This window comes from Streptococcus sp. bf_0095 (assembly GCF_004166885.1).
Lineage (GTDB): Bacteria > Bacillota > Bacilli > Lactobacillales > Streptococcaceae > Streptococcus.
The window spans coordinates 369,877-385,114 of sequence record NZ_RCYU01000001.1 but is presented as its reverse complement, the minus strand read 5'-3'; the positions used below and the strand labels follow the sequence as shown (position 1 = coordinate 385,114).

The window sequence follows — 15,238 nt, the reverse complement described above, 5'->3', positions numbered from 1 at the left end:
ACTGCCTATTTTTCCCATCAAAAAAACCGCGAATTAACGCGGTTTTTTATGAGAAATTTCTTAAACCTTAGTCTTCTTTTTTGCGTTTAGCAAGTCCGAATAATGAGAGACCTGTCAAGGCGCTAAGAAAAGCAAGACCAGTTTTTGAACTTTCCTCAGTACCAGTTTCAGGAAGAACTGCTGTTTCATCAGATGGATTGATGAATTTAGTTTCCTTAGTTTCTGGAACTGGTTTTGGATCTGGTGTTGGAACTGGATCCGGAGTAGGTGCCGGTGTTGGAACCGGTGTAGGAGTTGGAGTTGGTGTTGGAACCGGAGTTGGTGTTGGAGTTGGAGTTGGTGTTGGAACTGGTGTTGGTGTCACCGTCTTCTTGTAGATGTGTTGAGTATTACCGTTCTCATCAACAATTGTCTTCACAAACTCGTAACCTGGAATATCTTTCTTCGGTTGCTCACCATCTTCTGTTGGATAACCAGGAATTGGTTTTCCATTTTCATCTACGTGTGAAGTTGTAACTTTCTCGTAGACGTGCTCTGTATCACCATTTGGTAATTTCTTCGTTTCAACGAAGCGGTAACCTGGAATTTCAGCTTTTGGTTGTTCACCATCAACTGTAGGATATCCTGGGATTTCCTTACCTTCTTTATCAACAAACTTAGTCACAGGAAGAACAGTTGGAGTGTAAGTTGCAGAAGCTTTGGTTCCGTTCACATCTTCACGAACTACTGTCACTGCTGGTGCAGTACCAGTAAATTCAGGTTCTGGAGTGAAAGTTACAGTTCCGTCTGCTGCTACTGTGTAAGTACCAACACCTGGAATCGTCTTCGTAGTTGAACCATCTTCAAATGTTGCTGGAACTTTATCGTTCATTGGAACATTTGGATTTCCAGCAGTAAAGGTTGGTTTACCTGTTTGGGTTTGTCCCTTGTTACCAATTGAAGTTACTGATTCTGCAGTTGGTGTAACAGGAGTTACAGTTGGTGTATAGGCTGCAGAAGCTTTTGTACCGTTCTTATCTTCACGGACAACTGTCACTGCTGGTGCAGTTCCGACGAATGATTTTTCTGGTACGAAAGTAACTGTTCCATCTGGGGCTACTGTGTAAGTACCAACGCCTTCAACTGTCTTCGTAGTTGAGCCATCATCAAATGTTGCTGGAACTTCATCGTTCATAGGTACATTTGGATTACCTTCTGTGAAGGTTGGCTTACCTGTTTGTGTTGCACCTTGTACATCAGTAGATGTTGCAGGTTCAGCTGTTGGTGTTACTGGTGTTACTGTTGGTGTGTAAGTTGCAGTAACTGGAGTACCGTTCTTATCAACACGTTTCACTGTTACGCCTGTACCTGTACCTGTGAATGATTTTTCTGGTACGAAAGTAACTGTTCCATCTGGGGCTACTGTGTAAGTACCAACGCCTTCAACTGTCTTCGTAGTTGAGCCATCATCAAATGTTGCTGGAACTTCATCGTTCATAGGTACATTTGGATTACCTTCTGTGAAGGTTGGCTTACCTGTTTGTGTTGCACCTTGTACATCAGTAGATGTTGCAGGTTCAGCTGTTGGTGTTACTGGTGTTACTGTTGGTGTGTAAGTTGCAGTAACTGGAGTACCGTTCTTATCAACACGTTTCACTGTTACGCCTGTACCTGTACCTGTGAATGATTTTTCTGGTACGAAGGTTACAGTTCCGTCTGGAGCAACTGTGTAAGTTCCTTCTCCTGGAATTGTCTTCGTAGTAGATCCATCTTCAAAGGTTGCTGGAACTTCATCATCCATTGGAATTGCAGGGTTACCAGGTGTAAAGCTTGGTGTTCCTGTTTGTGTTTTACCTTGGATGTCTGTAGATGTTGCAGGTTCAGCTGTTGGAACAACTGGAGTAATCTTAGGTGTGTATGATGTTTCAGCTGGAGTGCCGTTTGCATCCTTGGCTTGAACCTTAACTGGAACTACATCACCTGAGTATGACTTATCAGTTGGTGTGAAGGTTACAAGGCCTGTTTCTTTATCAACTGTGAAAGTACCGATTTCTTTACCTTCTGGTGATTTAGCAACTACAGATTCTGCTGGTTGACCATTTTCATCAAGAAGAGTAATGGTATCCTTGTCGATTGGTGCAACTGAGTCACCTTCAGTGAAGGTCACAGTTCCAGTTTGAACCACACCTTGAGGTGCTTCTGATTCAGCTGGAGTTGCAGTTGGTGTTACTGGTGTTACAGTTGGTGTGTACTTAGCTGTTACTGGAGTACCGTTCTTATCGACACGTTTAACAGTCACGCCTGTTCCTGTTCCTGTGAATGATTTTTCTGGTACGAAGGTTACACTTCCATCTGGAGCAACTGTGTAAGTTCCTTCTCCTGGAATTGTTTTCGTAGTTGATCCATCTTCAAAGGTTGCAGGTGTATCATCATCCATTGGGACGTTTTCGTTACCTGGTGTGAAGGTTGGTTTACCAGATTGTGTTTGACCTTGTTTGTCAGTTGAAGTTGCATCTTCAGCTGTTGGTGTCACAGGTGTTACAGTTGGTGTGTAGGTTGCAGAAGCTTTTGTTCCATTCTTATCTTCGCGGACAACTGTCACGGCAGGTGCAGTTCCTACGAATGATTTTTCTGGTACAAATGTAACAGTACCGTCTGGAGCTACTGTGTAAGTACCAACACCTTCAACGGTCTTAGTTGTTGAACCGTCGTCGAATGTTGCTGGAACATCCTCGTTGATTGGTACACGGCTATCACCTGCAGTAAATTCAGGTTTACCTGTTTGAGTGGCACCTTGAATATCTGTTGTTTCTGCTGGTGTAGCAGTTGGTTTAACAGGAGTTACAGTTGGTGTGTAGGTTGCAGAAGCTTTAGTTCCGTTCTTATCTTCGCGAACAACGGTTACTGCTGGTGCAGTTCCGACGAATGATTTTTCTGGAACAAATGTAACTGTTCCATCTGGAGCTACTGTGTAAGTACCAACACCTTCTACTGTCTTAGTTGTTGATCCATCGTCAAATGTTGCTGGAACGTCATCATTCATTGGTACACGGCTATCACCTTCAGTAAATTCAGGTTTACCTGTTTGAGTAGCACCTTGAATATCTGTAGTTTCAGCTGGTGTGGCAGTTGGTTTAACTGGAGTTACAGTTGGTGTGTAGGTTGCTGAAGCTTTTGTTCCATTCTTATCTTCGCGGACAACTGTCACTGCTGGTGCAGTTCCTACGAATGATTTTTCTGGTACAAATGTAACAGTACCGTCTGCTGCTACTGTGTAAGTACCAACACCTTCAACGGTCTTAGTTGTTGAACCGTCGTCGAATGTTGCTGGAACATCTTCATTGATTTCAACAGTCTTCTCAACACCATCAACCGTTACAGTTCCACCCTTGAATTCAGGTTTACCTGTTTGAGTGGCACCTTGGACATCTTTTGTTTCAACTGGTGTTGCAGTTGGTGTTACTGGAACAATCTCTGGAGTGTAAGTTGTATCAACCTTGATTCCGTTTGAGCTTTCAGCTTGAACCTTAACAGGCGTTACTTTACCTGTGTAAGACTTATCAGTTGGTGTGAAGGTTACAGTACCAGTTGCTGGGTCGATCGTGAATGTACCGATTGGTGTTGTTCCATCTTCAGCGTAAGCTGTTGTAGTTGAAACTTCGTTACCATCTTTATCCAAAAGTTTGTAGCTGTTATCTTTAATAGTGATTTCTTTGTCTTCACCATTTACAGAAACAGTTGTACCCGCAAAGGTTGGTTTACCTGTTTGAGTAGCACCTTGGATATCTTTAGATGTAGCTGGATTTGCTGTTGGTTCAGCTGCTTTTACAGTAGGTGTGTAGCTTGCATCAGAAGTGATAGTTGCAGTTTTACCATTAGCATTTGTAACAGTCGCAGTTGCTTGAACTTTAACCCCTTTAGCAGTTCCGACAAAGTCTTTCTCAGGAGTGAAGGTTACCGCACCTGTAGTAGGATCGATTGTGTATGTTCCTTCACCTTCTACTGTCACAGTTGTTTCATCAGTAGGTTGACCAGTTGCTGGATCAACCAATTTCTTGCTTGTGATTTTCGCAGTCTTGTCGTTGCTCAACTCAAATGTAGGAGTTTGAGTTTGTGGAACGTTTTGGATATCCTCAGAAACTTTGTCTGTTGGAGTGATTGCAATTGGAGTTACTGTTGGTGTGTACTTAGCTGTAGCTGTCTTAACGTACTCCTTTTGAACCTTACCGTCTTTATTTCGTCCAACTGGCGCTGACAATGTAACTTCCACACCTTTAGCTGTACCAGTAAAGCTTGGTTCTGGAGTGAAGGTTACTTCACCTGTTGTAGGATTAATGGTGTATGTTCCTTCACCTTCAACTGTTACAGATGGTTCATCAATCGTGCGACCTGTAGCTGGGTCTACCAACTTAGCAGGATATTCTGCGCTTGGTGTGATCGCAATCTTATCTCCATTTAAGTTAGTAGCAGTTGTGTTGAAGGTTGGTGTTTCTTTTTGAGTTGCTCCTTGAACATCAGTCGATGTCTTGTCAACCCCTTCGATTTCAATCGGAGTGACTGTTGGAACATATTGACCATCCATAGTATTCAACTGACCATTAATGTTTGGTTCTTGGTCTGGGAATTTGGTTGACCATCCAGTATCGTAACCATTGTTATCTACACGACGGATAGAGATACCATCTGCAGTTCCTAGGAAGTTATCTTCTGGGATAAACTCAACGTCTACGTCTTTACCATGGGCAGTAATCTTGTATTTCCCTTGACCTGGTACGACATAGTAACCTTCAGCATCAAGCGTTGCACGGTTGCCATCTTTATCAACGATGTATGGTTCTACAGTTTCGTCGATGACTGCCTTAGAGTTACGTTCATACTTGTGTTCACCACGAGCTGTAAAGGTTACTGTTGCTGTTTGTTTAGTAGCTTGAGGACCAGAAGTTTCCTTAAATTCCCCTTTTGGTGGGTGGGTGATTTGAGTCTTGAAGTCTTCTACTTCACCTGAGAAGGCCATGCCAGTTGGGCTTTCAATCTCAGTAGCTTTCTTAGCAATACGGACACGAGCACCTAGTTCGTTAACGCTAGGATCAATAAAAGTTTTGCTGTTGGCGAAGGTCAACTCAACAGTGCCATCTTGTGTGATTGTAGCGAGATTTGAGCGTTCATCCTCATCGAATTTACCATTTTGGTTAAAGTCCACCCAACCATAGATATGTGCTTCTGAAGCTCCATCCAAATGGGCTTCAACTGACATCTTGTAGTTCCCTGGGCGTGTACGATCCATCTTGATCATCTCATTGGTTGTCCCTTTGAGATCGCTTGGGAGCAATTGGTTAATTCCTTCATCGGCCGTAGTTGCCTTATCATCACCGAACCAGTCGAGAGTCGTATTTTCATCCATATCTGGGCTCACGTTACCAAGATACGGTTGATTTACTTTAGCTCCAGTAACGCCATCTACAGTTGCAATGGTATGAACTGCCTTACCGTATGACTCAGGAGCATCCCCTTCATCAAGTGGGAAGAATCCTAGCATTGCTGACTGTTTACCAGCTGAAGCGATATAAAGTCCCACTTCAGATGCTCCACGCGTCATCACGAGTGGAACTGCTCTAGTTCCTTCAGAAATGTTTGGTCCAAAGACACCGGTTCCTAGACCACTCGTAACTTTGTCAGGATTTCCAAAGTACTTCCATGCTACTGGTTTCTTATCTGGTCCAGCTACAGGAGAATTATCACGAAGTTGTCTTAGGTTAAGGTTATTATATTTAGGTTTAGAACCAAAAAGATTCTCTGTATCTTGTGGTTCATAAGGAACAGTGGTGGTTGGTCTAGTAGTTTTCTTCCATTCCCCAATGTGCTGCCAACCTTGTCCGTTGGTAGTGAACATAACAAATTCACCAGGGTTAGCAGACTCTCCATCAGCCATAACAACAGCTGGCTTAACTGTCTTACCACGGAAGGTTGCAGAGATTTCAAACTGAACCCCAATATTTCCACCATTCATAGCTGAACTTATGGTAGTCTTCTTGGCTTTGGTATCAACGTTTTCATGTCTAATTTCAGTCCAACTATTTTGAGCATCAGCGACAACGTCGGCTTCTTCGCCATTGTTAAAAGCGTTTCGAGCCCCTGTTGAAGTAACACCCTTTACATATCCATTTTTTGCATTTGGATCATAGGTTGCTTTTTCAGTTTCTGTAGCCCCTTGCTCTTCCATCCGTTTTTTATAGATTTCAGTCGCTTGGAATGGTTTCAAAGATTTAACTTTTACAGTGACCACATAGCCAGGCATGATTTCCTTGGTATAGGTTGCCCCAACTTGAAGAGCCAGTCTTTCTTCTAAATCTTTATCAGGAAATTGGTCATTTTTAGGAACAATGACTGTTTTTGCACCTGTCCAGTTGGCTACATCTCCAAAGTCCAACCAAGTAATCTGGCTAGTCATAGATTTGGCATCAAGATCTGTTGTAAAGCCTGGTTTTTCAACTTTTGGAGTTGAAGTTGCGTCTTCAACGTCATCCCCAATCAAGCTTTCATCATTAGGATTCCCGATTGCACGACGAGTACGGCGTTTACCACCAGATGTTTCTGCCGTCACAGCAGGAGTTTCAGTTGCTGGTGCTACCACACCTGCAGCCACTTCTTCTTTCTTATCTGTTGCAGCTGCTTCAGTTGCCTTGTTGTTAGGGTTTGTTGAAGCTTCTGCTGCAGCAGGAGTTGCTACAGCCGCTTTATCTTCAGTAGTTGCTGCAGTTGTTGGTTCAGTAGTTGCCACTGGTGCGACACCTGCAGCAGTTACTGGCGCTTCAGCTTTATAAGTTGTAGCTGCAGTTGGAGCTTCACTTGTTGTAGTGGGTGCTTCAGTTGTCGTAGAAGCAGCAGCTTCTGTTGTTGTAGCAGGTTGAGCCCCTTCTTCTGTTGCCTTTGCAACAGTTGCTGGGTTCTCTGCGTTTTCTTCGGCTGCTACGCTAGACGCTGTACCAACCATAACGAGTGTTCCTAAAAGGACAGAGCAAACTCCGACGTTCAATTTACGAATCGAAAATCTGCTAATGCGATCATTAAATAAATCTTTGCCCATATTTTCCTCCATAATTTTTTACAATTAATAAGCTAATTTATTGGCCTATATTTTAAACCTTATATATTCTATCAGATTAGTTAAAAATATCAAAGTGAAATGACTCAAAAAACTAATCATTTTTAAAATTTTTGATGATATTACTAATCATTAAATTTAAATAATAGGAAGTATGGTTCATTTTTATGAAAAAACTTAAACTTTCTTCCAATCTATATAGTGATTTTTTGTTTAAAGCCTAAATAGCCAAATCAAACTTCAATTGAGGTTTGACTGGATCATAATCTTCCAAAACAAAGTCCTCGGCTTTAATATCAAAAAAATTGGTGCCATCTGGTACATTCAATACCAAACGAGGCTGGCAATCAGATGGCTCGCGCCGAAGTAATTCTTCTGCCTGTTCGAATTGGTTATCATAGATGTGGAGGTTGTTAATAAAGTAAAAGAACTTACCAACCTTCCAGCCAAAGTGCTTGGCAATCATCATTTGAAGAGCCACGTATTGCATGGCATTGATATGGTGCGCTACCAACATATCGTTGGAACGTTGGGTCAAGGTCGCATCCAGATAGATTTCCCCATCTATACGGCGCACATCAAACATGGTTTGAAAAGCACAAGGTAAGAGTCCTTCGCTCTCCTCAAAGGCTTGGTAGTCCCAGAGAGAAATGATATTGCGACGATTCCAGGGATTGGCTTCCAGCTGTTTGAGAATCTTGTTGATGATGTCGTGCTTTTTAACAACCGCACCATAACGCTCTCCAATTGTTCCCGTATCTCCTACTTCCCAGTCATTCCAGTAATGAACTTGGTACTTGTCGTTTAGGAGTTCCAGACTATTGGACTGGTCCTGGTAGATCCAGAGCAACTCTTTGATGGCTGACTTGATGGCAATAGGACGAAGAGTCGTAATAGGGAACTCGCCCTTGGCTAGATCAAACTCCATAAAAGCCCCAGTGATGTACTTGGAATTGGCAGTTGTGCCATCCTTGTACTTAGGCCGAGCCTGCTCAGACCAGACACCTTCTTCCATAATTCTTCGAATATTTTCTTTAAAAAGGATATCTGCTTTTGTCATTCAATCTCCTTAAATACTGTAATACCTACATTATAACACAGGATAAATAAAAAGGGAGTGGGAAAGAACTTCGGCTAGTTAAAAAGAGTTCGTCTTCCCACCCCCGCAAAGTTGATTAGGTCATCTTTGAAGCTTAAAAAGCGTACAAAGATACCAATCAACCACTGCGTCTTGCTGCTATTACTATCAAACATCAAAGGCTGGACATTTTTTGCCCAGCCTCTTTCAAATAAATTCTATTGTAGGACAAGTGATGCAGCACCAATCACACCTGCATCATTTCCAAGATTAGCAAGCACCAGTTGGGTTGATGTCCGAACTTGTGGGAAGGTATTTTCATCAAAGACCTTTTGAACCCCATCCAAGAGGAATTGACCTGCTGCTGATACACCACCACCGATGACGATGTTAGCTGGGTTCAAGACACTTGCGATGTTGGCACAAGCAATACCCAAGTATTGAGAGAAATGACGGTAGACAATCAAGGCCAACTCATCCCCTTCTTTAGCAAGATCGAAGACTGTCTTAGCTGTAACGTCTTCCCCATCGTCAATCAAGCGTTTCAACTCCGCATCACCTGCATATTCATCAGCATAACGACGGGTCAAATTGACAATACCAGTTGCTGAAGCTACTGTTTCCAAGCAACCTTTCTTACCGCAGGTACAATCAAATGGACGATCGAAGTCTACTGTGATATGGCCAAGTTCACCAGCTACACCACCAGCACCGTGCAAGAGTTTTCCTTCCGCTACGATACCGCCACCAACACCTGTACCAAGTGTCATGAAAACGACGTCTGGTTGATTTTCGCCAGCACCTTTCCAACGTTCACCAAGAGCAGCAACGTTGGCGTCATTATCTATGAAGAAAGGAATTCCTAAGGCAGACTCAATATCTTTCTTGATTGGCTGAAGAGTCTTCCAGTTAAGGTTATAGGCCCCGATAACTGTTCCTTCAAAGCGATCTACTGCACCAGGAGATCCCATCCCAATCCCAATAAAATTTTCTGCAGATAAGTTCAACAATTCCAAGCGGTGTTGGATGGAAGCGATGATATCAGGAACGATGTGGCTTCCTTCGTCAAGAATATTGGTCTTGATAGACCACTTCTCTTGAATCTCTCCTTCTTGCGTCAAAATAGCGAATTTGACAGATGTTCCACCTAAGTCAATACCAATAATTTTTTTGGACATTTTACACTCCTTTGTTCCTATTCTCTTGACACTAGTATACCAAAATGTGAAAAGGGTTTCAATTGTTTTTCAAGATTTCTCTCAATTTCATTTGCAAAAAAAGAACCTGTCTGTAAAAACACAGACAGGATTTTCTTACTCTTCGTTATGAAGCTTTAAAAAGAGTCTCAAGGATTGAACACCAATGACGAAGAAGAACAATCCCAAAATATGTAACAAGAAGACACTAATCGATAGAGGACTGACAATGAGAAACAATCCTATAAACAGTTGAATGAGTCCCCAAAAAGTAAACTTCTTGGATAATTCTTCAGATCGTTTGGAAAGATAGTGAGCCTTACGCAAACTCAAAGCAGACTTATATAAGAGCCAAATTCCAAGTGTGATCGGAAAGACAATCGGCAAGGTCTTGTAGCCATATAGCAAGAGATAGACTGCAAAGACCAGTGAGACCACACTTTGGAACAAATAAGGATCTGACAAGGTCGCTTGGGTCCGTAGACGGTAGTAGCGCGACAAACGCGAAACAGAAATCAATAAAAATCCCAGAGAAATCAACCAACTAAAGGTGGCAATTTTTTCGATTGGATTTACAAAAAGAACAAAACCAATGCCACAGAATAAAAATGATGACAGCAAAAGACTGTATTTACTAATATGGTGCATCCTTCCTCCTTTAGTTTTCTGCCAGCTCACTCAAGTACTCATAGCGTTCGTACTTGGCTAAGAGCCGCTCGTTTTCTTCATCCATCTGACGCTGGAGACTGGACAACTTACCGAAGTCAGAACCATTCTCATTCATCTCAGCCTCGATGGTTGCAATCTTGTTTTCAATCTCTTCGATCTCACTCTCAATAGTCGCCCACTCCTGCTTTTCCTGGTAGCTCATCCGTTTCTTTTCTTCTCGGACTTTGACTACCTTTTCTTTTTCAGGTTTGCTACTTTCAGCAACCATTTCTAGCTCAAACTTTTTCTCATCTAGGTAATCCGTATAATTTCCAAAGAACTCACGAATGCCACCATTTTCAAAAGCTAGAATCTTAGAAGCAACCTTGTCTAGGAAATAACGGTCGTGACTAACCGTGATGACCGGACCGCCGAATCCTTGTAGGAAGTTCTCTAACACTGTCAAGGTCGCGATATCCAAATCATTGGTCGGTTCGTCCAAGAGCAAGACATTTGGTTTTTCGATGAGAAGTTTCAAGAGATAAAGACGCTTCTTCTCCCCACCAGATAGTTTTTCAATCAAGGTGCCGTGGGTCGAACGAGGGAAGAGAAATTGCTCCAGCAATTCAGCGATTGAGGTAGATCCTGCGCTGGTCTTGACTTCTTCCGCCACTTCTTGCAGGAAGTTGATCATCCGCTTGCTTTCGTCCAAGCCTTCGATCTGTTGCGAGAAGTAGGCAATCCGTACCGTTTCTCCAATAATGACCTTCCCAGCAGTTGGTTGAAGTTTCCCAGCAATGAGGTTGAGCAAGGTTGACTTCCCAACTCCATTATCTCCTACAATACCAATCCGATCTTTGTTTTGAACCAATAGATTAAACCGCTGGAGAATCGGTCCTTGATCATAGGCGAAATCGACATCTTGAAATTCGATGACTTTCTTACCGATTCGACTGGTTTCAAAGGACATTTCCAGATCTGTTTCTGTAACCTGATGAGATAGGTCCTTTTTGAGGTCGTGGAAACGATTGATCCGAGCCTGTTGCTTAGTAGCACGCGCCTGCGGTTGGCGACGCATCCAAGTCAATTCTTGCTTATAGAGTTGTTGCTTCTTGTGAAGAAGAGCCACATCCCGTTCGTCCTGCTCAGCTTTTAAGCGAACGTAATCCTGATAATTTCCTTGGTATTCGATTAGACCGCCACGGTCCAATTCGAAAATACGAGTTGAAATATTGTCCAAGAAATAGCGGTCATGGGTGATGAAAAGTACGGTTTTCTTAGAGTTCTTCAAGAAATTGGTCAACCATTCGATGGTATCAATATCCAGATGGTTGGTCGGCTCATCTAACAGCAACAAATCATGGTCTCCCAAGAGAACCTGTGCTAGCTGGACACGGCGACGCAGTCCACCAGACAAACTACCAACCTTAGCAGACAAATCTTGAATCCCCAGCTTGGTCAGGACTGTTTTGACTTGGCTTTCGATTTCCCAAGCATTGAGAGAGTCCATCTCCGCCATGACTTTTTCCAGTTTCGCTTGCTGGCTCTCATCGTACTGACTCGTCAACAACTCATACTGACGAATCAATTGGAGCTCTTTCACATCTTCTGACAAAACTGTATCAAGGACAGTTTTGCTATCATCAAATTGAGGTTCTTGGGTTAGATAACCAATCTTATAGTCATTCTTTGCAGAAAAAGGGGAACGATCTCCGTCATAGCCTGCACGACCCGACAAAACATCTAAGAGAGTTGTTTTCCCTGTCCCATTGACCCCGATTAGTCCAATCCGATCCAGCTCATGAATGATAAAAGAAATATTTTTAAAGACCGTCTTATCCCCGACGGACTTGGTTAGTTTTTCAACAATAAAATCGCTCATGCTTCCCCCTTCTTGACTTCAAGATAGCGACTCAAAAAATCACCAATCGCTTGTTTGTCATTCTCTAATTCACCATCTACAATGGCCCATTCTATGGCAGAAAGCACTTGTCCTAGACCTGGACCTGGTTTTAAGCCGTATTCCTTCATCAACATCCCACCGTTGACCACGATTTCGTGCTTATCATGGATCGCTAGAGAATCATACATTTCTTCGATGACTTGGAAATCTACGGGCAATCCATGAGCCTGACGCAGTTCTTCCGCTGACAAGAGAAGGCTACGGTCATAGCGATAGACATCCCGACGATTTAAACTAGCCTTTTCACGCAAACGGTAGATTTCAACCAACTGCTCCACCTTCTTAGCGAAGTCACGTGAGGTTTTCCATTTCTTGAAGAAAGCAGAGACCTTATTCTCATCTAAGGTCAAGAGTAAAGCAGCCCAAGCTTGCTCGGAACTCGTAAAGGTATAGTCCATGGACAGCTGGAACAGTTTCTCTAGTGACGATTGGCTGTTTTGTAAGAGAGGGAGGTACTGATAGCTTTGGCTAGCAATCACACCCTCCAAACCCTTACGCCAAAAAGGAGCTAAAAGGAGCTTATCTAACTCAATAAAGACTCGCTCGACAGAGATTTTCTCCAACAAGGGAGCGCATTCTGTCATGGCCTTAAAGGTTGCTTCTTCTAGATCAAAACCAAGACTGGCCTGAAAGCGAAAACCACGCATGATCCGAAGGGCATCTTCGTTAAAGCGTTCTGTCGCTACACCAACGGCTCTTAGGATCCGATTCTCCAAATCTTCTAGTCCCTTGAAGAGGTCAATAATTTCCCCTTCTTCACTCAAGGCAAAGGCATTGACGGTAAAATCGCGGCGCTTGAGATCTTCTTCTAAGGAACGGACAAAATTAACCGCACTGGGTCTTCGAAAGTCGACGTAGACATCCTCTGTCCGAAAGGTGGTAATTTCATATTCTTGATGATTCTCAAGAACCAGGACCGTCCCGTGTTCAATCCCGACATCAATGGTCCGCTCGAAAATAGCCTTGGTCTCTTCCGGGTAAGAGGAGGAGGCAATGTCTACATCGTGGATAGGACGACCTAAAATGGCATCCCGTACAGAGCCCCCGACAAAATAAGCTTCATATCCAGCTTTTCGAATCTTTTCTAATATTGGCAAAGCCTCCTGAAATTCAGAAGGCAGTTTTTTTAATCTCATAATAGATGTTCTAAACCATAGACAAGCTCATGACGCTTGACTACTTCTTTTACTCCTAGATTAACCCCTGTCATGAAGGACACCCGATCGTAGGAATCGTGGCGTAAGGTCAATCCTTCTCCTTGACTACCGAAAATCACTTCTTGATGGGCTACCAGACCAGGCAAACGAACCGAATGGATGTGCATGCCTTGGTAGTTAGCACCGCGAGCACCTGGAAGACTCTCTTCTTCATCTGGCGCTCCCTGCTCTTGTGGTTGACGGACCTGACTAATCAGCTCAGCTGTCTTCACAGCAGTCCCACTCGGTGCATCCTTCTTCTTATCATGATGCAACTCGATGATCTCTACATTCGGGAAATACTTAGCTGCCTGCGCTGCAAATTGCATGAGCAAGACTGCACCAATAGCAAAGTTTGGCGCGATGAGGCCTCCAAGATTCTTCTCACGAGACAATTCAATCAAATCAGTGATTTCTTCTGTTGTAAATCCAGTTGTCCCAACCACAGGCGCTAGTCCATGCTCCAAAGCAAAGCGGGTATGTTCATACGCCACTTTAGGGATGGTGAAGTCAATCCACACATCCGCATCCAGCGACAAAACCCCTTCTTTGTCATGAAAGACCGGAACACCCGCCAGCTCGTTTTCAGACGCATGGGGATCAACCAAGCCAACTAGTTCAAGCTCGGGGTCTTCTAACACCATGTGACAAGCCGCTTGGCCCATTCTCCCTTTAAAACCTGCAATCACTACTCTAATTGGCATGTTTTCTCCTTATACTTTCGGTACAAAACTGATAGCAACACTGTGATTTCCTAAGTGCGTACCAATGACACTGCCGAAGGTCGCAAATGGAATCTCACCAGCAAAACCGTTTTGATGAAGAATATCGCGAAGCGTTTCTGCTTTATCCAGTGCATTCCCATGGATGATAATGATCTGATAGTCTTTATCCGCAGTTCCTCCTTTGACAATCTCAGCTAAGCGTTTGATGGCTTTTTTCTCAGTCCGAACTTTCTCGTATACCTCAATCACGCCTTCCTCGTTAAAATAGAGGATGGGCTTGATGCTGAGGAGATTCCCTAGAATCGCCGCTCCATTGGAAAGACGCCCCCCTTTGACCAAGTGATTGAGATCATCAACCATGATGTAGGCAGAAGTCCCATCGATTTGTGTCTGGATGTTGGCTAGAATTTCATCAAAAGAACGGCCTTCATCAGCCCATTTAACAGCTTCTTCAGCCATCCACCCAAGAGGAGCGCTGGTAATCTTAGAATCTGGAAAAGCGATCGTAAAATTTGGGAATTCGTCTTTCATATACTGGATATTCTGATAGAAACCAGAAATACCAGAAGAAAGGAAAATCCCTAAAACATGGGTATAGCCTTTAGCCTCTAATTGCGACAAGAGTTCTTCTAATTCCGCGATACTAGGTTGACTCGTTTTCGGAAGCTCAGAGGAAGCTTCCATCTTTTGATAGAACTCTTCTGCTGTCAGGTTTTTACCTTCTACATAAGATACTCCATCAATGACAACTGGAATATCTAGGACAAATAAATTATCGTGTCCTCTTGATTCATCTGATAGATAGGCAGAAGAATCTGTGATGACTGCTAATTTCATGCATTAAAACTCCAAATTAATCCCTGGTAAATCAAGGGCGATTTCAGTTACCTCATAGGTCAAACGATTCAGCATATTCAAGCAAGGACGAGCTAGTTCTTCCACTTCTTCTTTGCTGAACTCACTTGGCTCGCTGACCAAACGATTGTGAATGTGGTTGATTTGGGTAATGGTCCCGCTGATGACAAAACCATCAAAGACAATCATATAGGTCAAAATAACGATTAAAGAGGTTGTCTTTAACTCTGTATCGCGTTGAATCAATTGAAAGTTGACGTCTACTTTGGTCTCGGGAGTTCCATTCTCTTTTTCCCATTCAAAGTTACGAGCATCATAATGATACTGGCTGACGAATTCTTTTTCACGTTGGATATCCATACTTGTTCTCCTAAAAATAAGCGTTATGAAAATTATACCATAAATTAAAACAAGATTCTATTGCAGAACCATGTCTTTTCACACTGTTTTCTCTCAGAGAGAGAAGAAAAAAGGCTGGGGAAATCCCAGCCTTTTC

Annotated in this window: 9 protein-coding genes; all 9 read right to left on the bottom strand. The window is 43.0% G+C overall.

Going from position 1 to position 15,238, the window contains the following annotated elements; all coding sequences use genetic code 11:
- Window positions 1-67 precede the first annotated feature (67 nt).
- The gene (locus EAI95_RS01930; RefSeq protein ID WP_129822035.1) at window positions 68-7,063 is read right to left on the bottom strand and encodes a CshA/CshB family fibrillar adhesin-related protein; all 6,996 of its coding nucleotides are present in this window, start codon (window positions 7,061-7,063) and stop codon (window positions 68-70) included.
- A gap of 238 nt (window positions 7,064-7,301) precedes the next feature.
- Complete coding sequence (locus tag EAI95_RS01925) at window positions 7,302-8,141, bottom strand: thymidylate synthase (protein ID WP_129822034.1); 840 nt, start codon at window positions 8,139-8,141, stop codon at window positions 7,302-7,304.
- A gap of 236 nt (window positions 8,142-8,377) precedes the next feature.
- On the bottom strand, window positions 8,378-9,337 hold the full coding sequence (locus tag EAI95_RS01920) for an ROK family glucokinase (RefSeq protein WP_129822033.1): 960 nt from the start codon (window positions 9,335-9,337) through the stop codon (window positions 8,378-8,380).
- Window positions 9,338-9,472: 135 nt separating this feature from the next.
- Window positions 9,473-10,003 (bottom strand): DUF308 domain-containing protein, encoded by a 531-nt coding sequence (locus tag EAI95_RS01915; RefSeq protein ID WP_129822032.1) that lies wholly within the window; start codon window positions 10,001-10,003, stop codon window positions 9,473-9,475.
- A 10-nt stretch (window positions 10,004-10,013) separates the two neighbouring features.
- Complete coding sequence (locus EAI95_RS01910; protein ID WP_129822031.1) at window positions 10,014-11,885, bottom strand: ABC-F family ATP-binding cassette domain-containing protein; 1,872 nt, start codon at window positions 11,883-11,885, stop codon at window positions 10,014-10,016.
- Window positions 11,882-13,102, bottom strand: a complete 1,221-nt coding sequence (locus EAI95_RS01905) for a CCA tRNA nucleotidyltransferase (RefSeq protein ID WP_129822030.1) — start codon at window positions 13,100-13,102, stop codon at window positions 11,882-11,884. Before EAI95_RS01905 ends, EAI95_RS01910 begins: the two co-directional genes overlap by 4 nt.
- On the bottom strand, window positions 13,099-13,866 hold the full coding sequence (gene dapB / locus EAI95_RS01900) for a 4-hydroxy-tetrahydrodipicolinate reductase (RefSeq protein WP_129822029.1): 768 nt from the start codon (window positions 13,864-13,866) through the stop codon (window positions 13,099-13,101). The genes EAI95_RS01905 and dapB overlap by 4 nt, the downstream gene beginning before the upstream one ends.
- Window positions 13,867-13,875: 9 nt before the next feature.
- Window positions 13,876-14,724: a DegV family protein gene (locus tag EAI95_RS01895; protein WP_129822028.1), complete on the bottom strand. Its 849-nt coding sequence runs from the start codon at window positions 14,722-14,724 to the stop codon at window positions 13,876-13,878.
- Window positions 14,725-14,727: 3 nt separating this feature from the next.
- Window positions 14,728-15,102, bottom strand: a complete 375-nt coding sequence (locus tag EAI95_RS01890; RefSeq protein WP_006596301.1) for a DUF1149 family protein — start codon at window positions 15,100-15,102, stop codon at window positions 14,728-14,730.
- Window positions 15,103-15,238: the final 136 nt, after the last annotated feature.